Source organism: Vibrio sp. L85 (assembly GCF_963871815.1).
GTDB lineage: Bacteria > Pseudomonadota > Gammaproteobacteria > Enterobacterales > Vibrionaceae > Vibrio > Vibrio harveyi.
On record NZ_CAWMYL010000244.1, the window covers coordinates 189,069 to 209,194 of the forward strand.

Annotated in this window: 20 protein-coding genes and 1 tRNA gene; 5 read left to right on the top strand and 16 right to left on the bottom strand. The window is 44.3% G+C overall.

The genetic code is table 11. The features are described 5' to 3' along the window. Positions 1-77: 77 nt before the first annotated feature. The 3 genes from rbsC to rbsD are packed head-to-tail and all read right to left on the bottom strand — an operon-like array spanning position 78 to position 3,007. Entirely contained in the window at positions 78-1,061 is a 984-nt protein-coding gene (gene rbsC, locus AACR11_RS25080) for a ribose ABC transporter permease (protein ID WP_005452248.1), read from the bottom strand. Then, positions 1,058-2,563, bottom strand: a complete 1,506-nt coding sequence (gene rbsA, locus AACR11_RS25085) for a ribose ABC transporter ATP-binding protein RbsA (RefSeq protein WP_005452250.1) — start codon at positions 2,561-2,563, stop codon at positions 1,058-1,060. The genes rbsC and rbsA overlap by 4 nt, the downstream gene beginning before the upstream one ends. A gap of 24 nt (positions 2,564-2,587) precedes the next feature. Beyond that, the gene (gene rbsD, locus AACR11_RS25090; protein WP_029790176.1) at positions 2,588-3,007 is read right to left on the bottom strand and encodes a D-ribose pyranase; all 420 of its coding nucleotides are present in this window, start codon (positions 3,005-3,007) and stop codon (positions 2,588-2,590) included. Between the two features lie 541 nt (positions 3,008-3,548). On the opposite strand from rbsD, the gene AACR11_RS25095 reads away from it, so the two are divergent. Next, on the top strand, positions 3,549-5,885 hold the full coding sequence (locus AACR11_RS25095; protein WP_029790175.1) for a putative bifunctional diguanylate cyclase/phosphodiesterase: 2,337 nt from the start codon (positions 3,549-3,551) through the stop codon (positions 5,883-5,885). A 94-nt stretch (positions 5,886-5,979) separates the two neighbouring features. Here AACR11_RS25095 and AACR11_RS25100 read toward each other — a convergent pair whose 3' ends face one another. From AACR11_RS25100 to AACR11_RS25115, 4 genes are all read right to left on the bottom strand, one after another. Next, positions 5,980-6,735 (bottom strand): 5'-methylthioadenosine/adenosylhomocysteine nucleosidase, encoded by a 756-nt coding sequence (locus AACR11_RS25100; RefSeq protein WP_005452257.1) that lies wholly within the window; start codon positions 6,733-6,735, stop codon positions 5,980-5,982. A 136-nt stretch (positions 6,736-6,871) separates the two neighbouring features. Next, entirely contained in the window at positions 6,872-7,045 is a 174-nt protein-coding gene (locus tag AACR11_RS25105; RefSeq protein WP_162860695.1) for a hypothetical protein, read from the bottom strand. Between the two features lie 48 nt (positions 7,046-7,093). After that, the gene (locus AACR11_RS25110; RefSeq protein WP_029790173.1) at positions 7,094-7,792 is read right to left on the bottom strand and encodes an aspartate/glutamate racemase family protein; all 699 of its coding nucleotides are present in this window, start codon (positions 7,790-7,792) and stop codon (positions 7,094-7,096) included. A 388-nt stretch (positions 7,793-8,180) separates the two neighbouring features. Next, entirely contained in the window at positions 8,181-8,618 is a 438-nt protein-coding gene (locus AACR11_RS25115) for an NUDIX hydrolase (RefSeq protein WP_017818684.1), read from the bottom strand. Positions 8,619-9,192: 574 nt separating this feature from the next. Here AACR11_RS25115 and AACR11_RS25120 point away from each other — a divergent pair. The 3 genes from AACR11_RS25120 (at position 9,193) to AACR11_RS25130 (ending at position 10,864) form a co-directional block, all read left to right on the top strand. Then, complete coding sequence (locus AACR11_RS25120; RefSeq protein WP_005452264.1) at positions 9,193-9,834, top strand: murein L,D-transpeptidase catalytic domain family protein; 642 nt, start codon at positions 9,193-9,195, stop codon at positions 9,832-9,834. Between the two features lie 210 nt (positions 9,835-10,044). Beyond that, positions 10,045-10,452, top strand: coding sequence for a hypothetical protein (locus AACR11_RS25125; RefSeq protein WP_009702315.1), 408 nt, complete (start codon positions 10,045-10,047; stop codon positions 10,450-10,452). Between the two features lie 94 nt (positions 10,453-10,546). After that, positions 10,547-10,864, top strand: coding sequence for a hypothetical protein (locus AACR11_RS25130; RefSeq protein WP_005452266.1), 318 nt, complete (start codon positions 10,547-10,549; stop codon positions 10,862-10,864). Between the two features lie 85 nt (positions 10,865-10,949). On the opposite strand, the gene AACR11_RS25135 is transcribed toward AACR11_RS25130, so the two are convergent. From AACR11_RS25135 to AACR11_RS25145, 3 genes are all read right to left on the bottom strand, one after another. Then, positions 10,950-11,627: a DedA family protein gene (locus AACR11_RS25135; protein ID WP_079325193.1), complete on the bottom strand. Its 678-nt coding sequence runs from the start codon at positions 11,625-11,627 to the stop codon at positions 10,950-10,952. A gap of 50 nt (positions 11,628-11,677) precedes the next feature. Beyond that, the gene (locus AACR11_RS25140; RefSeq protein ID WP_005452269.1) at positions 11,678-12,085 is read right to left on the bottom strand and encodes a hypothetical protein; all 408 of its coding nucleotides are present in this window, start codon (positions 12,083-12,085) and stop codon (positions 11,678-11,680) included. A gap of 137 nt (positions 12,086-12,222) precedes the next feature. Beyond that, complete coding sequence (locus AACR11_RS25145; protein WP_005452270.1) at positions 12,223-12,741, bottom strand: DUF4136 domain-containing protein; 519 nt, start codon at positions 12,739-12,741, stop codon at positions 12,223-12,225. A gap of 325 nt (positions 12,742-13,066) precedes the next feature. On the opposite strand from AACR11_RS25145, the gene AACR11_RS25150 reads away from it, so the two are divergent. Then, positions 13,067-13,141: transfer RNA gene (locus AACR11_RS25150), tRNA-Gly, on the top strand. A 181-nt stretch (positions 13,142-13,322) separates the two neighbouring features. Here AACR11_RS25150 and AACR11_RS25155 read toward each other — a convergent pair. The 6 genes from AACR11_RS25155 to AACR11_RS25180 all read right to left on the bottom strand — a co-directional run bounded on the left by AACR11_RS25155 (position 13,323) and on the right by AACR11_RS25180 (position 20,125). Beyond that, positions 13,323-13,730 carry a hypothetical protein gene (locus tag AACR11_RS25155; RefSeq protein WP_005452271.1) on the bottom strand — a complete coding sequence of 136 codons (408 nt, stop codon included), beginning with the start codon at positions 13,728-13,730 and terminating at the stop codon, positions 13,323-13,325. Positions 13,731-13,833: 103 nt separating this feature from the next. Continuing rightward, the gene (locus tag AACR11_RS25160; protein ID WP_005452272.1) at positions 13,834-14,691 is read right to left on the bottom strand and encodes a sterol desaturase family protein; all 858 of its coding nucleotides are present in this window, start codon (positions 14,689-14,691) and stop codon (positions 13,834-13,836) included. A gap of 9 nt (positions 14,692-14,700) precedes the next feature. Further along, entirely contained in the window at positions 14,701-15,711 is a 1,011-nt protein-coding gene (locus AACR11_RS25165; protein ID WP_079325195.1) for a DUF2804 domain-containing protein, read from the bottom strand. Between the two features lie 495 nt (positions 15,712-16,206). After that, positions 16,207-16,674, bottom strand: a complete 468-nt coding sequence (locus AACR11_RS25170; protein ID WP_005452274.1) for an OsmC family protein — start codon at positions 16,672-16,674, stop codon at positions 16,207-16,209. 120 nt (positions 16,675-16,794) lie between these two features. Beyond that, positions 16,795-19,155 (bottom strand): ATP-binding protein, encoded by a 2,361-nt coding sequence (locus tag AACR11_RS25175; protein WP_079325197.1) that lies wholly within the window; start codon positions 19,153-19,155, stop codon positions 16,795-16,797. Then, positions 19,148-20,125 (bottom strand): cytochrome-c peroxidase, encoded by a 978-nt coding sequence (locus AACR11_RS25180; protein WP_079325199.1) that lies wholly within the window; start codon positions 20,123-20,125, stop codon positions 19,148-19,150. Before AACR11_RS25180 ends, AACR11_RS25175 begins: the two co-directional genes overlap by 8 nt. Position 20,126 lies beyond the last annotated feature (1 nt).

Sequence of the window (20,126 nt, forward strand, 5' to 3'; positions counted from 1 at the left end):
TGTAGGGTGAGCCAGCACACGTCCTCTGGCTCGGTTTGTATTCAGGATGTAATGGAGCTCTTTATTTTAAATATCAATTACTTGTTTTTGTTGTCTACCAGTACTGCTAGCAAGATAACCACTGCTTTCGCAATCATTTGGTAGTAAGAAGAAACATCGAGTAGGTTCAGCGCGTTGTTTAGGAAGCCGATGATTAGGGCACCAATCAACGTTCCCATTATGCGACCTTTACCACCCATCAAGCTGGTACCGCCAAGAACAACCGCTGCGATAGCGTCTAGCTCGTAGCCCATACCCGCTGTTGGTTGTGCCGAAGACAGACGAGACGTCACGATAATGCCAGCAAGCGCTGCCAACATACCGCAGATGGCGTATACACCAATTTTTACACGGTCAACGTTGATACCAGAAAGGCGCGTTGCTGATTCGTTGCCGCCAAGTGCGTACACATAGCGACCAAAACGAGTGTGGTTCAGTAGGTACCAAGCTGCCGCAAAGACAATCACCATCAACCAAACTGGAACCGGGATACCAAGTGCGTAACCTGTGCCAAACCATGCAAATGCATCTGCTGTGTCAGTAAAGCCCGTAGAGATAGGACGACCGTCGGTGTAAACCATGGTTACGCCGCGTAGTAACGTCATGGTAACCAGTGTTGCGATAAAGGCTTGAACCTTACCTTTGGCAATGATGATACCGCTGATCGCCCCCAAAGCTGCACCAGCGAACAATGCAGTCGGAACTGCGATAAGCACAGGCACTTCTAATGCAATCATGCTCGCGGCAAACGCACCACATAGTGCGAGTACAGAACCTACGCTTAGGTCGATGCCTGCGGTCAGGATAACCAACGTCATACCTACCGCGATGATTGCGTTAACTGAGGTTTGACGAAGGATATTAAGAATATTGTCTACCGTAAAAAAGTTCGGGTTCAAAAATGACACGACAACAATCAAAAATAACAGTGCAATCAGTGACTTTTGTTCAATCAGCCACTCTTTAGTGAACAGCTTCTTGCTGCCCGTTTCGTTTGGTTTGCTCATGGTATTAGTACTCATGCTGCTTCCTCATTGATCTTCTTGCCTACGGCACAAGCGAGTAGTGTTTCTTGGTCGGCGTCTTTCGCATCAAATTCGCCCGTGATTCGACCTTCGTGCATCACCATGATGCGGTCACTCATGCCTAGCACTTCAGGCATCTCAGAAGAAACCAAGATGATGCTCATGCCATCGGCTTTAAATTTGTTGATTAGCTGGTAGATTTCTTTCTTCGCACCCACGTCGACGCCGCGAGTTGGCTCATCCAGAATCAGAACTTTGGGTTTGGTCATCAGCCCTTTTGCGATTGCCACTTTCTGCTGGTTACCACCAGACAGGTTGCCAATGATTTGGTCTCGGGTTGGCGTTTTGATGTTGAACAGTTTGATGAAGTCTTCTACCGCCACGACTTCTTCGCCATGTTGGATTTGGAAGCCTTTGGTAAGTTTATCCAATGCACACAGAGACATGTTCTCCTTCACGGATAAGCCAAGCACCAAGCCATCGCCTTTACGGTCTTCAGAGATGTAAGCAATACCATTCGCCAAGCCATCTTGTGGGCTAACCGGGTTAATGGTCTTATTGTCTAAGTTGATGACGCCACGCTCACTTGGTAGCGCGCCGTAAATCACCTTCATCAACTCTGTACGCCCCGCGCCCATCAAGCCTGACACACCAAGGATTTCACCACGTTGAAGCGTGAAGCTAATGTCATGAACACCCGAGCCCGTCAAACCAATCACTTCAAGACAAACATCACCATGCGTCACATCGATACGCGGGTATTGCTCTTCCAACTTACGACCAACCATCATTTCGATGAGTCCATCTTCGTTGGTGTCTTTAACTTGGCATTCGCCAATGAACTTGCCGTCACGTAACACAGTAATGTCATCACAGATTTCGAAGATTTCTTTCAGACGGTGCGAGATGTAAACGATGCCGCAACCTTGGTCGCGAAGTTCATTAATCACTTTAAACAGCGATTCCGTCTCTTTGTCGGTCAACGCATCCGTTGGTTCATCCATGATGATGACTTTGGATTCGAAAGACAGCGCTTTGGCAATCTCCACCATTTGCTGCTCACCAAGACTTAAATCACCAAGCAATGTTTTTGAAGAGTGCTTTACGTTAAGGCGTTGAAGCAACTTATCTGCTTCTTCGTACATTCTGCTCCACTGAATACGTCCCATCGTGCCGGTAAATTCACGACCTAAATAGATGTTTTCAGCAATCGTCAGCTCAGGGATCAAGTTCAATTCTTGGTGAATGATACTGATGCCCGCTTCTTGAGAATCACGCGGACCTTTAAACGCCGCTGGCTGACCTTGATATTTGATGCTTCCTGCATCCATGTGGTAAATGCCTGTAAGCACTTTCATCAAGGTCGACTTACCTGCCCCGTTCTCGCCCATCAGCGCCATCACTCGACCCGGGTATACATTAAGGCTGGCTTTATCCAACGCCTTAACACCCGGGAAGGCTTTCTCAATGTCGCTTAGTTGTAGAATGGCTTGAGTCATAATTTGTCCTCAATTAGTTGTGGCTTAAAACACCACGCCAGCTTGGAAAATCACGTTCGCATACGGTGTGCACTCGCCTGTTCTAACAACAGTGCGACTCTGTTCTGTACGAACTTTAAAATCTTCATGCGATACATAGTTAATCGCGATTTGCTTACCTGTTTGCTCACTCTCTTTGGTTAGTTCAGAGATCAGCGCATCGTGGTGAACTGGGCTAACTGTTGCGAATTCTTCAGCAATGATGACCCCTTCAATTTGGGACTCAGACAGAATCACGCGAACGGTATCATGGAAACCAGGTACGCCATGAGTCAACGCTAAGTCAATACGTTGCACATGATCAGGAATTGGCAAGCCCGCGTCACAAATGGTGATTTCGTCGGTATGACCCAGCGTCGCCACCAAGTAAGAAATTTCTGAGTTAATTAGGGTACTTTTTTTCATCTCATCGACCTTTCGGTTACACGTTCATACAACTGTGAGTGTCTCTCTTGGACTAATTTCTATATTGACAAAACACTCATCGAAACGTTTCGATGCAATAATAGAACGCCAAGGAGAATTGACCAGCCGCAGATCGATAAGGTGTGAGAATGATCCGTAATTGAGTGCTAACTGATTAAGAAAAAGATATTGAGGTCACACTTCGCCATCGAAACGTTTCGATGACATTTATTGAACGGGAGAGAGACTTCCATTCAATCGATATTAATCTGAATTCATAAGTCGAACGAATGAGTTGAAGACCTTTTCGCTGGAATAAATCTGTTCAATTTATGAGACGGTGACACCTGTGAACATGAAAAAACCTCACACAGCATCACAAATATCGGAAACCTGACTGACTTTCGAAAAACACACACTTACAATTTCCTCGAATACAAGGAAAGTATCATCATCCGTTCGATACCTCAGGTAGGCACCAATAGGTAATACTCTCAGGTTAGAAGCGTTTGTAGGGACACAAACGGAAAGTAAGAAATACATGAAATTAAGCAACAGAGTCGTTTTGCTTGTCGCCCCTGTCATTCTAATTAGCGCGCTGGTGTCGAGTTCCATCATCTATAGCATTCAAAAAGTCACGCTAATCAAAAGGGAAGACAGCTATATCCAGCTGCAAATGGAAAAGCTCGCTGGACAGTTTCGCCAAGCCAACATTTTTCTCAACAGTTATGCCTATACCTTGGGTAAAAGCGAGGTACTGCAAGATTATTTTGTAAATCATGATAACCGCTATCGTGAGAGGCAACTGTTCAAACGTTTAGATGAAACCATAGAGGTGCTCAGCCACGGGTACCGAGGGGATGCCAACATGGCGATCCTCGATGGTAGACAAGACCTTCTCTACTACACCGAAAATCAATATTACGAATCAAATGGTCGAGTGGACCCTAAGATCCTTGAGTATGTCGACAAAAGCTATAAAGCCAATGGGGATGTCAGCCATACCGGTTTTATTTACAACAGCAGCGGGCAAAGCATTCTATTGCAATATGAGTTGTTTGATAAACGTACCGGAGAACCCCCGTTAAGCTTTGACCCACAAAACGTTTTCTTTGTTATCGTGTCTGTGTCACTCGAAGCGTTCAATGACATCAAACATGAGATCGAATTTGATACGCACAGCGTGATTACCTTTTCTGACAAGCCGATTATCTTAGATATTCCCCTCGCCCAGACGATTGAACTTCTACCCCATTTCTATGCCATTTTATCGCCAGCAGAATATCTGATGTGGAATAAGGTCGATAAGGTCTGGCTAGAACTGGCATTGTCGTTTGGCATTGCCTCGTTTTGTACCATCACATTAATTGTCTTGGTGCTGTATCGTTACGTACTTAGCCCGGTATCCCACTTAGACAAACAGCTTAGAGAAATTGAGTCCAACAAGCGTGCTAACATTGAAAAACTAGACACTGATGACGAGATTGGACGCCTTTCTTCTCGCTTCTTTGATATGTATGAAGAGCTGAACAACGTCTACCACAAGACCAAGCGTTTGGCAGAAACCGACCACTTAACTCAACTTGCTAATCGTCATCGCTTCCATGAACTTGCAAGCCGTGAACTGGCGGATCCTTCAGATCAGCTTTGGGTAATTTATATTGACCTAGATAACTTCAAATACGTCAACGACAAATACGGTCACGAACTGGGCGATAAGTTGCTGCAAGTCTTCTCCAGACACATCAAAAATGCGTGCCAGAAGTTCACTCAACAATACAATAGCCCATGTTTCGGTGCGCGTTTGTCCGGTGATGAGTTCGCAATCTTACTCAGTTCTAATCAAGAGAATAGCGACATCCCCGATCTGTTTGCCGCGGAGTTGCTAAAGCCAATTAACAACTTAACTCAGTCAGCGAAAAACTCATTTCCAGTAACAGCCAGCGTGGGTATCGCTCAATACCCAACAGACGGTGGTGATATCGCCAAGCTCTTATCGAGTGCAGACGCAGCAATGTACCAAGCTAAGCGTGCTGGTAAAAACCAATACGCTTACTATTCTGCAGCACTCAATATCGAGGCTCAACGTCGTAGCCAAATTGAACGCGCATTGCGCAAAGCTAACGTTGAAGAAGAGTTTCATCTTGTTTTCCAACCATACATGAACAGTAATGCCAACGAGATAGAAGGCTTGGAAGTCCTATTACGTTGGGAAGCTGAAGGGATCGGTTCAGTACCACCAAAAGAGTTCATTCCTATTGCTGAACAAACCGGTTTGTTCGAAAAGATTGACCGCTGGGTATTCGCGAATGCCATGGCGGAATACCACCAGCTCAAAAATATCTTTGGGAAAGACATTATTTTGTCCATCAACTTATCGTCTGCAGAACTGAACTCACTGTCTATGGCGGAATTCATCCATGATAAAGCATCACAAAATGGTGTTCCTGCGCATTGTATTGAGCTAGAAATTACCGAAACTTTTGCGTCTGATAAACAAGGTACAGCCCTACTAGATGAGCTATCGAAACTAGGTTACAAACTGGCAATAGACGACTTTGGTTCTGGTTATACTTCTTTGACGCAATTAGTGCAGTACCCGGTACAGAAAATCAAATTTGACCGAGAGTTTTTGTTAACTCTGATGAACACCGATAATGGTCATGTCATCAAGCCAATTATAGAACTGTGTCATGCACAGAATAAGACCGTTACGGCCGAGGGCATTGAGCATAACGTGATGCACGAGTGGCTTTCTTCTTACCGCTGCGACTTTATGCAGGGCTATTTGTTTGGCAAGCCAATGAACAAAGAGCAACTCGATCATTGGTGGAAATCTGCAAACGATCAGCCGTTCAAGAGCACGCACATCGCTTAGTGGGTGAAGCGAATCTTCAAGAAAAAAGCAGCATTCTAAGTGCTGCTTTTTCGTCCTATTACGGCTTGCAAAAGTTTGCCTAACCTATTTTCAATTACATGCGTTTCAGCATATTCAGAGTAATGTTTGCAGAATTGTCTGCAGTTGCCTTCTTCAGGTCTGAGTAAACAACATCTGCTGAGCCATCCGCTTTATCAGAGATCGTGCGAATCACTACGTAAGGTACATTGAAAGCGTCTGCGACTTGACCTAGCGCTGCGCCTTCCATTTCTACCGCCATCGCGTTGTATTCTTGGTAAATGCCGGTTACCTTCACTTTGCTCGCAATGAACTGGTCACCTGATGCGATAATGCCTCGATAAACACTCTCTTTCCCAAGTGTGTCAACGGCGGCATCGAATGCATACTTTTGCAGTGTTTTATCGGCGTAGAAGTAACGCTCTTCATAATCAGGCAGCAAGCCTTTCGGCATGTTAAATGCGGTTAGGTCCACATCGTGTTGCACCAAACGCGTAGAGACGACCACGTCTAGCGGATCCAATTTCGGATCACTTGCGCCCGCAATACCTGTGAAAATAAGTTGGTCAACACCGAAAGATTCAATCAGAAGGGTTGTCGTCATCGCTGCATTGACTTTACCAACACCCGATTGAGTCACAACGACCGTTTTTCCCTCTAACTCACCCATATAAAAGCGATGGCTACCGATTTTCTTTACTTGTTGATTTTGGATTTTTGGTAATAGCGCTTCAACTTCAACATCCATCGCACCAACGATACCGATGGTAGAACCTGCAACGGAAGGAAGTGAGTACGCAGCAAGCATGAGAGCAAGAGATTTCTTCAACATGGGAGTCCTGAAATGTAATACGTGTCACCAAAGTGTGACGCGACGCAGATTATACAACACATCCCAAACCGAGCAATCGTTTGCATTGATCAATGCATACTGATTGGCTAAGAAATTCTCAATTAATGAGAAAGACTTAGCCATTTTTGGTTTTCATTGAAGAAGCGACACGCTCTTTTGCGCTAACGGTTGGCATAAAATAGTCACACGCTGGACGTTTTGCATCAGTTGGATTCCCCCATGCACCGCAAATATCTGCGCTACCTTTTTGACGAGTAAACTGGCGGCATTGCCCGCATCGATAGTTCATCACTCTTCCTTGAGTTCGTTGATCTGATTAAGCCTGTTAAGCGAAGTCTCACTTTGAGTCGAGGGCTTTTTCTACCGCTGCTTTCGCGTGGATTTCAGTTGTGTCATAAAGCTTGACGTCAGTGTGCTGAGATTCAACTAACATCGCGATTTCAGTACAACCCAGAATGACTGCTTCAGCCCCCTGTTCCACGAGTTTCTCAATAATCGTGAGGTAGTGTTGGCGCGAATCATCACGCACTTCGCCTTTACACAATTCGTTGTAGATAACGTCATGAACAATCGTCTGGTCATCTGAACTGGGTACGACGACATCAACACCAAATTTATCGATAAGTCGCTGCTTATAGAAGTCTTGTTCCATGGTAAAACGCGTACCAAGTAAACCAACCTTCTTAATGCCATCCATCACCAGCTGCTCTGCGGTCGTATCGGCAATATGAACAAGCGGTACATTAACAGCCTGCTGAATTTGGTCTGCGACTTTGTGCATCGTGTTTGTACAAATCAAAATAAAATCTGCACCGCCCGCTTCCACTGATTTTGCTGCCTGCGCGAGAATGATTGCAGTATCACCCCAACGGCCTTGGTGTTGCAGCGTTTCAATTTCGGCGAAATCGACGCTGTACAAGCAGACTTTACCTGAATGCAAACCACCTAAGCGCGCTTTCACTTCTCGGTTAATAATTTGGTAATAGTTTGCGGTAGACTCCCATGACATGCCACCAATCAGACCTATCGTTTTCATTTTCTTCCTTGTATATTTAGCTTTTGTTCAACTTTTACAGAAACTAGCATAACTTACTGAGAGAAAAGTTTATTTTTGATCAATGTTTTATACCCAAGTAACCTCGAGATGCTAGGTTCAGCGAGAATGACTTCCTTACTATTTGCAAAGAGTGCCCTTCGGGAGCGTGTCATTGCCCCGCTTTTTTAATTAAACTAATGGCTGCGTCAAACAACTTGGAAAGAGCTGGCTATTACACGGTGTTGTTTTCCTTGAACTCGAATCAATGACAATGCTCTGAATCCTGCATCTTGAAGTCACTTGGGTATACAATTCATTTAAACTATTTATCAGAAAAACTTTATTTCAAATGTACTCGTCATTTAATCATTAATTAAAAACATTATGATTATCCACAAACATTATTTATTGAGAAGTCATTATTAAATACCGATTTTAATACATGCTTTAATCTTTGATATTCACTTAAAGCTATGCGATCCACTTCCGTAGCAACAGGCGCATTTATTATTGGATACCAATTGACAGATTCTGCTTCTAGGCTCTGAATATCTCCCACCCAATCAGTGACTACATAATAATGAAGCAATTGAAGTTCGGTGGTTGGGTGATATAAAGAACACAAATACCCGCACCTTTGCGGTCTGATGTTTAGCTCCTCGTCTAATTCTCTCAGCAATGTCATGGACTGACTTTCGCCTTGTTCCATGTGCCCACCGGGTATCGCGATCATACCTGGGTCAGAGTCCTTGTCCTTCGATCTTGTTTCTAATAACACTTCATCATCCTTAACTAGGATAAATGAGACACACTCATAAACTTCCATCTTCAATGCCTTCTGCTAACAGTTTTATAGCACGCTAACATAAAAAGTTTGGATGATGTGAACAGTGAACACGGATAAATTGACGATATACAACAATCTAGCTGGCCGTTTGGTTGAATATGCTCCGCAACCCATAGTAGCTATCAATACATTCACCTTTATTCAGTCATGATTTGTTACGACTAGGATCACAGTCTAAAAACTTTTCGCCGAATGACCAGTTAGAAATAAGTTCATTGAATTCAAACAATATTTTTATTAAAAGTATAATTAAACGATGTTTTATTGAGTATCCATCTCAGTAAATATTGATAAACACAGTTTTATTAATTAGCCAAATCGGCTAGTATTTGTTCTGAAGATTTTTAAAGTCATCAATTAACCTCTCAATATTGATTAAATTCAGTAAGTTAGTTGGATAGTCTTTACCAAATACTAAAAATATTTGAGTAATAGGCGTCACTACGCATAATAAGCAACATTGGGAATAGAGTTAAATTGATGAACATGCTGTATTAACGACTGCACGAAGCAATCGCTAAATTTGTTGCACCAAGAGTTTTATTTAGTACAAATGAAAAAGCTATTTTTATTATTGATATGGACATCGCTGGCAGTTTCTCCTTTTGCCTTTGCTCATCATTCAGGCAAAGCGACAGAAACGAAAGCCACTAAACAACTTGTTGAAAAGACATATAAAGAAGCCAAGTTGGAAGGCGTCATTGACTTCAGTTTATTCAATGATGCGTTCTTAGCTTATAAGAAAACCTCAGACCGCAAAAAGCCACTTTTGACTATCATCGATTACAGTAAACCATCTACTGAAAAACGCTTTTATGTGGTCGACTTGGACAAGAAGAAGCTCATTTTTAATACTTATGTCTCTCACGGCGTAAACAGCGGCAAGAAGACCGCAACGAAGTTTTCTAATGTTGTGAACTCTCGTAAAACTTCTCTAGGAACATTCTTAACCGATACCACATACTATGGTTCTAACGGTTATTCACTTCGCTTGGATGGACTGACATCCGGCGTTAACGATAAAGCACGAGAGCGTTACATCGTGGTTCATGGTGCAGACTACGCGAATCCTTCTTTTATTAAGAAGAATGGTTATCTTGGTCGCAGTTGGGGTTGCCCCGCTCTGCCACAGAAGCTATCACGAGAAATCATCGACACCATTAAAGGTGGCAGTGTTATCTACGCTAGCGCTTAAGGTTTCTTGACCTAATGTTGAAAAGGGAGCTGATACGCTCCCTTTTTTAATGCGACAAAAAACTGTTCATCCTTTCAGCAAGTCGTTAGTATACGCAAGCGCCACCTTCAGGCAGCAAACGAATATCGATTCCATAGTGTTTTAGGGTTAGTTTTGGTTCACGTATTTCGCCTTTTGCTTTTGTTGTCACTCTCCCTGTTCTCAGGGCAAATGCTTGCAGCGCAAAATCAGCCATCCTCAGAATTCCACTACACGCATTCAGAAAAGCTTTATAAGCTCACTCAATACGATTATCACGCAATAAAAGCGCCTTATCGTGCATGGAATACTCGCGACTCTTGGAGTCCAGACGGTTACTTTCGTCACCTAAAACGTGATTTGCTTGGTTTACTCCCTTGTCGCCGTACATCCGGTAACGATGGTGATTTACCACTAAATATAACGCCCGACTATCACCTGTTAGTCGCGTTTTTGTCTCCATCACTGTTGGACATAGCGCTCAAAGCAACGCCATTACCCGATGCTGCCGATGTATTTGCATACCGTCGCTCGTATCATCTCGCTAGATGGAAGCAAGCCAATTTACTGTACGTGTTTGCACACAGTCGCGACGCTTAGCTCGCACATTGACTGTACTGACACAATATGGAAACCGTCAGTACCAGCCATGGATGATCTCATCTGAACACCGAATTAACTCGAGATCCTGATTATGAAAAAAATCGCGACTATTGCCACTTTGGCGCTTATTACTTTATTCACAACAACTACGCACGCAGCAAAACCAGAAGAAATGAGCAACAGCGCTCTGATGGAGTGTGCCAATGCTTCTAACGCCCGAACTGCGGTTCCTGAACACCGTGCAATGTTTCGTCATTACTTAATGGCAGAACGTGGGTACACATTCAGCCAGCTTTCTTCGGCAGAGACCGAATTCAAAGCAAAAGGCATGGATGAAACCAAGATGGAACAGCTCTACAAAACTGAGTGCAAAGAAGCAGGCGAATACCTTTATAACAATGGTTACTGATTCCAGCTCATTTCAATTTACGTAGAGAACCAAAAAGGCGCGATCATCGCGCCTTTTTTGCTTTTCGAGCTTCAGGTTTATAAGACTATGGCAATTGCGGCGTGGTTTTCGATTTACTCCAAGCCTTACGCACCTTCACCAATACAAAGCTCATAATGGCAATGGTCAGGGTAATCACCGGTGCAGCCATCAATCCCATGGTCACAATCTTGTTAAGCTTCTCTGGCAGTAGAGGCAATAATAAGCCTAAACCACACAGCAGCAGCGTCCATAGAATCGCACTCAACCATGCGAAGTAATGGAACTTACTCACGCGATTAACGCGCAAACCCATCATTAAAGGCAGCAAAGAACGCACAACCGGAATAAAGCGCGCACAAAACAATGCAATCAAGCCATGCTTACCAAGTAACATGTCAACTTGCTCCAAGCGTTTTGCGGGAACTGCATTTACCCAACCCTGCACCTTTGGTAAACGGTTTAACCATTTGCCTTGTAGGTAAGCAACCCAGCTTCCCATTGCCGCACTCACTACGATCACTAACATGATCATCACTGGGTCCAATACACCCACCGCCGCTAAAGTGCCAGAAAGCACAACAACACTGTCACAAGGGAAAGGCGCCGCAGGAATAAAACCACTCTCAAGAAAAATAAGTGCACCCACAACAAAGTAGATAAGTCCTGCACTACCTGGTGCCATCAGTGCAGTAAAATCCTGGTGCCATAAAGCAAACAGCACCTGCGTAATTGAATCAAACATAACAAACTCCTAAACATCACAATCAAACTTCGAAAATTAATGAATAGGAATTACCGCGCATGAATAAAGCGATAGATCAGGTTGGACTCTTGCCCTGCCCCCAGCCGATATTTGGAGTGCGAATAAAAAATTTGAATGACAGGCAACGCTACGTCAGTAAACTCGCGTTTGTTGAAATCCTGCACGTCATTTAGCCAACGTGCAGGCAGCACATCGAAATCATCCGAATCTGGCGACGTATTGGAATGGTTGACGCGGAGTGCATTGCGGCTGAATAAACTCACAGCGACTTTACGTGAAGGAGAAAACGGTGCTTTCTCTAGATGCGCCTCACCATCAATCAATGAAGAGGTGTAACTGACGGCGTAGGAGATTTTTGGTGACGGTGAAGCCTGACTCAACCCAAAAGCCATCAGCGCAACAAAGAGTCCTAATACAGAGACTAAGTAAGCACGCACAGAATTCACCTAAACCACAACGATACGCTGTTGTAACTCCGTGCGTGCAAATTTGCAATTCAAATTCTTAATCGATAATAAAAAGAGCGTTTTGCAAATGATTGTTGGCGCGATTAGACGATGATTTAACCTTCAATTTACTCTTTACCATACGGGTAGTTTTCAAACATTTTCGTGACTTCTTCCGAGATCAACTCTTCGCGCTTTTCAGTACTCATTGACTCGGTGAGCTTACGGCTAGAAACCCCCTTCCACACCACTTGATTGGCTTTAGTATCGACAAGCTCAACGACCAATTTGCCGTACTTCTTCTCTTTGTAACGCTCAGGACTGGACGTCACCACACCAAAACTGTTCCAACCGTAACCGACACTAAAACTTGAACCAGAAGATACGATCTCCGATTCTTTGATAATGTCGTGGTGCACATACAGATCACCGCCGCTTTTCACGCGCGACATTCCTTTTGATTCCAGTTGAGCTGCTAACCCTTGCTCAATGCGACGAGCATCCAAACTGGTTGGGGTGTCTGATTGTTCACCAAAATCAAACGTCTTGTAGGATGAGAAATCCGCTTGCTTGTCAACATCAGTGGTTACCGTGGTACAAGCAACCACCGAGATAGCAAACAACGTTGCCAATAAACCTTTCCACATACTCTTTCTCCTCTCTCTATCGCGCCGGTCTCTCGGCAAGTTGTGGTGTTTAATCTTACGAACCTGAGAAAATATTGAATCATTTCAACATTTAGTCTTGACCATGAATGCCAAGTGTTCAAATTCAAGACGTAATAGAGACTAAGAACAGAGTAAAACACTGGTTGAGAAAGAGAGTGAAATCGTATTCAGAGCGACATATTGCCAACAGTGCTGTGCGCTTTTTGAACGAATCGGTATTTATTTACTCACTAAGCAACTTATTGAGCAAAAAAGACTTTTCTTTTGCACTCAATCTGGCATATTGAATGAGTCCTATCGATGCGCGGGCATCGTATAATGGCTATTACCTCAGCCTTCCAAGCTGATGATGCGGGTTCGATTCCCGCTGCCCGCTCCAAGCTTTCCCTAAGCTAACTTTTTATCAGTTCCCTAAAATACCCTTTAAACTCGTACTTCATTGCTTTCATGCTGTGGCTGTAATCGATCTCTGTATTTGCTACCTCTAACTGCAGGCATAAAAAAGCCCCTGCAGAGTGCAGGGGCGCGTCTTCGTTATTGTGTTCCCCATATCTTTGGGGTTAATCCAACTGAAGTGTCGTGAACGTGTCGTTTTTCAGCCCGCCACCAGCGCGTTTCTTCATGGTGACCTCAACCGATCGCTTCCCTTCATTGATACGATAACGTATGGCTTGAGCGAGATATTTATCATTTCGCTTCAAGTCCCTAGCATCAATCTTTAACGTACGATTCTGACGATTCACCGTGCAGCGATAATCCCAATCGTTTTTGCCATTTTTCAAAGCCAGCAAAATACGTTGACCCGATGTACCCGCTGATTTAATCCCGCGAGGCTGCTTATCAATCGCCAGTGCCAACCCTGCTTTACACAACTGATCTGCACTAAAAGCAGGTGCTGCGTATGCGTACCCAGAGCTGAGCATAGCGGCGGTCATCGTTACAATTGAGAAAACTCGATTAAATGTCATCGTCCGTTCCTTAAAACTTACAAAACACCGTACGCATTAAAACAACATCACCGAACACTGTCAAGCATTAATGGTATGGCGTTTAGTTAATCATTCAGAACCATTACTCAATTGTATCGGACGGTGGAGCAAACAAGCACCGCCAGCGCTGACGCCAAGACAAATTGGGACGGGTCACCTCTTTGAACATGTCTTTCCATTCTGCAAACGTCACGGTAATAGGATTAAAGCTGTTAACGGGCTTTGAGATGCCATAACGGACGGTTTCTACTTCAGGCTCGAACGTCCCGAACATGCGATCCCAGATAATCAATACACCAGCGTAATTTTTATCAATGTATTGACGATTCACACCATGATGAACTCGGTGATGGGATGGTGTATTGAAGACCCACTCCAAAGGGCCAAGGGAACGAATCGACTGAGTATGAACAAAGAATTGCAGACCCAGATTAAGTAACACAACAAACACCACCCATTTAGGATCAAATCCAATAATGACCAGTGGCAACCAGAACAACCACATACCCGCTAGTGGGTACATCAGGCTTTGGCGAAATGCGGTACTGAAGTTCATACGCTCTGAACTGTGGTGCACCACATGCGCTGCCCACATCCAACGGATACGATGGCTTGCTCGGTGGAACCAATAATAGAAGAAATCTTGCAAGACCATGAGTAACAGGAAGGTAGAAACCGTCATCTCGATATCAAACAAGCGCCAACCAAACCACCACAAATACAGTTTAGCGATCAGCAGTCCTGTTAAGATATCTGTCGCTTGATGAAGCCCAGCCAATACAAAGTTACACACGACTTCTGGCAAGTAATATCGCGCACTCTCAGGTAATCGACCACCACGTTGCCCAAACCAATATTCTGCCGCAATACAAAGAAAGAATATTGGCGCGAGCAACATCAACAATAAATCAGGATGTTCCGTAATCTGTGACCATTCCATAGTCCGTTCCTACCATTTCGCGTAATGATCTTCGGTGAGTCCCATCACCTCATCAAGTTCATGTTTAATGCCATTGTCATCAGTCAAATAACCAGAAAAGTAACCGACAAACTGACGAAAGTTACTCTTCAAAAACCAGAAGTTCTTTTTCTCTGATCGTTGATTTTTAGGCTTGAAGATCAAGTCGATGCGCTTGTCTTGTGAGGTAATTCGCCATGACGCTTCTTGATGCATGCGAGAAAACTCGAACTGTACGGGCGGCATCAAGTGGCGTTCTCCATCAATCCAAATGACGTTTTCACAGTACCCAGTTTCATTCACACCAGCCGCAAGGTTCAGTCCTATCCGTTTGCCTTCCCTTTGGCGATTGATGCTCGCCCATCGCCAACTGGTCTCTCTGCGCATGTAACCAGCAGAGAAATCATACCCAGCGACTGCATTGGTGAGATCTTGTGGCTGCCCTTTCACACTCATTTGACCTTGTATAGCGAGCGCGTTGTGTTTTTGAGTGTAGGTCCAGCCCGAATATGCTGTTGGCGTGCAGAGCATCAAAGGCAAGCTTTCTGACTCAGGTTTTAACCTCAAATCAGCTTGAATAAGGTCTGTTGAAAGCTGTATGTGCCAGAGTCCGTTTTCAATCTTGAATTGAATGTCATCATTAGCGAGATAGGCGTGGCTGTTCCAACTAGAAGGTTGCGTTTGATAACCCATGTTGAGCGGCTTTAGCCACTGCTGCTCCACCAGTTCATGGGTTTCAGTATCAAACACATAGCAAAAGCCAGACGCCAAATAGCGAATATCGGCAATCGCAACACCAATGATGTATTTCTCTGTCACGATCGAGACGAACTGGAACTGCTTATAGTCGAATCGTTTACGCCAACTCGATGCAGGCTGGTCCATCTCATTAAGATACTGAAACGCATCCAACTGAAGCGATTCGGGAATCGATGCTAAATGACCAAATTGAGGTAATCCATTCGCTTGAATAAAGGGATTCAAAGGCGTTTGCACATCCATGCTCGCTATTAATCAATGACACACCATTCGATATTAACATTAATTTAACAACAAACAGTTTGCGCCACTGCACAACATTGGTTCACATACCGACTTAAAATGAACCAAAATGTGAAATCAGTCACCCATATTCAAACTATTAAACGGTTAATTAGAGCTTTATACCCAAGTAACCTCGAGATGCTAGGTTCAGCGAGACTGACTTGGTTTGTAGACGCGGCGGCGATTTAAAGGTTTAGTGGGTCTAAATCAAGAATCGGCAACAAAGTATACAAGCCAAGGCAGCTCGCCCTTTGGGAGCGTGTCATTGACCCGATTGCTGCGTCAAACAACTTGGAAAGAGCTGGCTATTACACTGCGTTGTTTTCCTTACTCTCGAATCAATGACAACACTCTGAATCCTGCATCTTGAAGTCACTTGGGTATAACTTAGGTTACACAACAAGCAAGATTATGAGAGCTTCACCTCACTAACGCTTTTAATGGCTCATTCTCCTAATCCAATAACTCTGTCACGACGTCGGTCTTTACAGAGTTAGCGATAAAGCAGTTTTCATGTGCCATATGATGCATTTTTTCTAACTGTTCACGTGTCGGCTGTTTGTCTCCTGAAAAGACAATGTTTGGTCTAAGTGTCACTTTTGAAACCCACTCTTTACCATTTTCTCCCGTTGTAAGTTCGCCCACCGCTTCATCTACGTAGGAGTCGATCACATAACGGCGTTTAGCAGCAATAGAGAGAAAGACCAGCATATGACAGCTTGAAAGTGCCGCAATAAACGCTTCTTCTGGGTCCACATTCTCAGCTACAGATAAAGGCAATGGAACAACATGAGGAGATGGCGAAGCAGGAACACAAAGCCCACCATCAAACTGCCAAACGTGCGCTCGGCTGTATTGATTATCACTGAAAATTTCGTCGGTTTGACGTTGCCATTTAATCACTGCGGTATGTTGACTCATTGCAATTCCCTGCCCTGTCGTTTCGCACTCCAAAAGGAGATGATTTCAAAAGAGAGCTAAGTAGACCACAACCTAGGGCTTACTCCCACTCACAAGGCAGAAAATGCAGGTATAGAGCGATCAAATCACTTGGTTTGAATCTGTTTGTTGCTTTCGGCAACGATCAATCAAACGCTGCCCTTGATGAATATTAACTTGCAATCGGTTGATCAACTTTTGCAGTTGTTCAATATCAGGAATCTGCTTGTTCTTAACTTGAGTTTCGATTTCTAGCGCCTGATTCGCCAGTGTGTCTAACCCAAGATTCAACGCCATCCCTTTAGTGGTGTGCAAGGTGTTGTAAAGTGACGATAAGTTTTCTGCCATGAAATACTCAATCAACTCATCAACCGATTTTTCGAAATCATTCACTATGCTTTCAAGCAGATCTAACAGTGCATCAGGCTCTTCTTTGAGCATTTCTACCGTCTCAGAATGAGTCAGCTCTTCTTCTGTCAGTCTCAGCCTCTCAATTGGTTCACGATGTAACTCAACCACGTTTTCAGCTTGATCCGATACGTCATTTTGCACAGGTAAACGAGAGGCGAACTGCTTGAGCGCATCAGCAAAGCTCTCTCGCTGCAATGGTTTGGTCAGTACATGGTCAGCACCCGCGTCGATAAAGTTATCGTGTGCTTCTCTAAACACATCGGCGGTGTAAGCAAACAATAAGGTCTTCACACCAATCTTCTCTCGGATAAATCGCGTCGCCTCAACCCCGTTCATCTCCGGCATGTGATTGTCCATAAGAATCAAATCATATTGGTTTTCTTGCGCTTTCTTAGTCGCAATCAAACCATTCTCAGCAATCTCGACCGTATGCCCTAACTTCTCACAGAACCCTTTCGCCACAATCGCATTGACTCGGTTGTCTTCGGCGAGAAGAATGTGCAGGTTACGTTTGTTTTCTCGCTGAACTTTGACTTTGGTATCTTCCGCTTTAGGTAGCGCCTTCTCTTCCCAAGGTATAGGGAGTTCGACTAAAAACTGAGTACCAATGCTCTCTACACTCTTAAGCTTGACCTCACCACCCATCAATTCTGTTAGCTTTTTCACAATCGCTAAACCAAGCCCGGTGCCACCAAACTTACGTGTGGTGGAAGTATCTGCTTGCTCGAAGGAGTTGAAGATACGGTCTTGCTTGTCGGCTGGAATACCAATGCCCGTGTCGTTAATAGACAACAATAAGCGCTTTCTTGGTTCATCCAATTCCGCTCGAATCAGTACATGCCCATCACTGGTGAACTTGACCGCATTGCCTGCAAGGTTAAACAGGATCTGTCGAATGCGCGCACAGTCACCATTAAACTCGATGTTTTCTGGCACTTCGTTCTCGACATAAAGCTGAATGTTTTTCTCTTCGATTAAAGGCTGAATCGCACTACAAACTGGGGTGAGCACTTGGGGTAAATTGAATGGTGCGGCTTCAAGCTCCAACTTGTTCTCTTCAACTTTGGAGAAATCCAAGATGTCATTAAGAATCGTCATCAGATGCTGACCAGAATCCAAAATCACCTGAACGTGCTCTTTCGTCCCCTTCTCCTTGGTCTCACTGGCGATGATTTGCGAAATACCCAGAACACCATTCATTGGCGTTCTTAACTCATGGCTCATGGTTGCTAAGAATTGTGACTTGGCTTTCGCCGCCCGCTCCGCTTTTTCTGTGGCTTCGGTTAAGTCGTCATTAAGTTGCTTCAGTTTGTTCACACGGTGTTGAGTTTGCAGCACAAATACCGCTACCAAAGAGATAATGGATAACAGAACGAACACCCACGTAAGCCTTGCTTCACGCTGAGCAATCTCTAAAAGTTGATGCTCCGAGTATTCAACAAATTCAAAATAGTGACTCTCCAAAATCTTGTTGGTAAGCAACTCAATTTTGCGTTCGCTCTCTCGCAGTCGATCAAGGAATAAAGCGATATTTTGACTTTGCGCGTTCTCCCCCTCTAGGGCGGCATTGGTCAAGAATTCAAAATAATGCTGTTCAAGCCAAGCATCTTCATTGGTGACTTCAAACTGCTGCTTATAAATATTGTGCAGAGTGTGCATCTCATATTGATTTGCCACTTGAACGCCTACCAACATATCTAACGTCTGCGTCGCATCGCGTACCTTGCCATCGAATTGGGCGACGATGTTTTGCACGCGCGTTTTGGTTGGGGTGAAACTAAACCAAATGGATTGCTTAAAATCGGTACACAAATTCTCAGCGGCAATCTCTAATTCCACCAAGCTTTGAGTGATTTCGTAGTTCTTTCTCTCTTGCAGAGAATAACGATTCACGACACTGTCACGAGACTCAATCAAATGATGACCGATCTCAGATAATGAGGTATGTAGCCCATGTGTGTTTTTGGAATTCACATGCGTCATGTACGCCAGCACCATCATGGCTGCAATAACGATGAAAAGAAAGGCGTTGAGTAATCGGAATTTATTCATTTTCAAACACCTCTAAAATCGCGGGTCTTGGCGCCGTTAACGTATTTAAGAACGCTTCGATGTCTGCCACTTTGTCGTCACTCATGGTTACTCCCAGCTGGGTTTGCGACATAATTTGAATAGCTTCGGAAAGCTCATCGACTTGCCCATTGTGGAAGTAAGGGCTGGTTTGCCCCACGTTGCGTAAGCTCGCGACTCGGAAATAGTACTTATCCTCGCCATCCGTTGTCCTTAAGTGGCGCCCTGTATCGAGGCTTTCGTCTTGGGTTCGGAAGTAGGAAAAGCGCTGAATCATTGAACCGCCGACATTCTTACCTTGATGACACTGAACGCAACCAACTTGTTGAAAGGTATTCCAACCCCGAATCGCTTGTTCGTCCAAAGTGTGGGAGTAGCCGAGTAAATAAGAATCAAAAGGCGCGCCTGGCGTTTGCAGTCCCTTAACGAACTCAACAATGGCACCTTTGATGTTGTTGACTGTGATCGCTCGATTGTCGGCTTGTTTAAATAAAGCTTGGTAAGAGGGTTCCGACTGCACATATTGTTCTATATCCTGCCAGTTCGAATCCATCTCTAACGGGTTTTGCACCGGACCATCGATTTGAGCCATCAAAGAGTTCGCCGTGCCATCCCAAAGAAAACGATAATTTAAAGCCGCATTAAAAACAGTAATCGAGTTGCGGTTGCCAACACCATTCACGCCAGTAGAAACCGCGGTTGGTTCTGCACCGTTAGTTGAAAGATCATGGCAAGTTTCACAACTGATTGTTCCGTTGGAAGATAAGTTTGGATCTCGGAACAAGTGCCAACCGACTCGAGCTAGATCCATGTCGATCTTAGGTTCGCCATCAATTGGTTGCACCAACTGAAAATTCACTTCGTCATCATGCGTTGCACCAGCAATAACCGAAGCGCTAAAACCTATCATCAAACATCCACATAACCCTTTTGTGGTAAGCCTTTTGTTCATA

What these genes read in the sequence shown, in the direction of transcription:
- rbsD (WP_029790176.1), bottom strand. Translation starts at nt 3,007, where the DNA reads ATGAAAAAAAGTACCCTAATTAACTCAGAAATTTCTTACTTGGTGGCG.
- AACR11_RS25145 (WP_005452270.1), bottom strand. Translation starts at nt 12,741, where the DNA reads ATGTGGAAAGGTTTATTGGCAACGTTGTTTGCTATCTCGGTGGTTGCT.
- AACR11_RS25115 (WP_017818684.1), bottom strand. Translation starts at nt 8,618, where the DNA reads ATGGAAGTTTATGAGTGTGTCTCATTTATCCTAGTTAAGGATGATGAA.
- AACR11_RS25175 (WP_079325197.1), bottom strand. Translation starts at nt 19,155, where the DNA reads ATGAATAAATTCCGATTACTCAACGCCTTTCTTTTCATCGTTATTGCA.
- AACR11_RS25180 (WP_079325199.1), bottom strand. Translation starts at nt 20,125, where the DNA reads ATGAACAAAAGGCTTACCACAAAAGGGTTATGTGGATGTTTGATGATA.
- AACR11_RS25160 (WP_005452272.1), bottom strand. Translation starts at nt 14,691, where the DNA reads ATGGAATGGTCACAGATTACGGAACATCCTGATTTATTGTTGATGTTG.
- AACR11_RS25170 (WP_005452274.1), bottom strand. Translation starts at nt 16,674, where the DNA reads ATGAGTCAACATACCGCAGTGATTAAATGGCAACGTCAAACCGACGAA.
- AACR11_RS25120 (WP_005452264.1), top strand. Translation starts at nt 9,193, where the DNA reads ATGAAAAAGCTATTTTTATTATTGATATGGACATCGCTGGCAGTTTCT.
- AACR11_RS25165 (WP_079325195.1), bottom strand. Translation starts at nt 15,711, where the DNA reads ATGGATGTGCAAACGCCTTTGAATCCCTTTATTCAAGCGAATGGATTA.
- rbsC (WP_005452248.1), bottom strand. Translation starts at nt 1,061, where the DNA reads ATGAGTACTAATACCATGAGCAAACCAAACGAAACGGGCAGCAAGAAG.
- AACR11_RS25125 (WP_009702315.1), top strand. Translation starts at nt 10,045, where the DNA reads ATGCTTGCAGCGCAAAATCAGCCATCCTCAGAATTCCACTACACGCAT.
- rbsA (WP_005452250.1), bottom strand. Translation starts at nt 2,563, where the DNA reads ATGACTCAAGCCATTCTACAACTAAGCGACATTGAGAAAGCCTTCCCG.
- AACR11_RS25100 (WP_005452257.1), bottom strand. Translation starts at nt 6,735, where the DNA reads ATGTTGAAGAAATCTCTTGCTCTCATGCTTGCTGCGTACTCACTTCCT.
- AACR11_RS25155 (WP_005452271.1), bottom strand. Translation starts at nt 13,730, where the DNA reads ATGACATTTAATCGAGTTTTCTCAATTGTAACGATGACCGCCGCTATG.
- AACR11_RS25095 (WP_029790175.1), top strand. Translation starts at nt 3,549, where the DNA reads ATGAAATTAAGCAACAGAGTCGTTTTGCTTGTCGCCCCTGTCATTCTA.
- AACR11_RS25110 (WP_029790173.1), bottom strand. Translation starts at nt 7,792, where the DNA reads ATGAAAACGATAGGTCTGATTGGTGGCATGTCATGGGAGTCTACCGCA.
- AACR11_RS25135 (WP_079325193.1), bottom strand. Translation starts at nt 11,627, where the DNA reads ATGTTTGATTCAATTACGCAGGTGCTGTTTGCTTTATGGCACCAGGAT.
- AACR11_RS25105 (WP_162860695.1), bottom strand. Translation starts at nt 7,045, where the DNA reads ATGAACTATCGATGCGGGCAATGCCGCCAGTTTACTCGTCAAAAAGGT.
- AACR11_RS25130 (WP_005452266.1), top strand. Translation starts at nt 10,547, where the DNA reads ATGAAAAAAATCGCGACTATTGCCACTTTGGCGCTTATTACTTTATTC.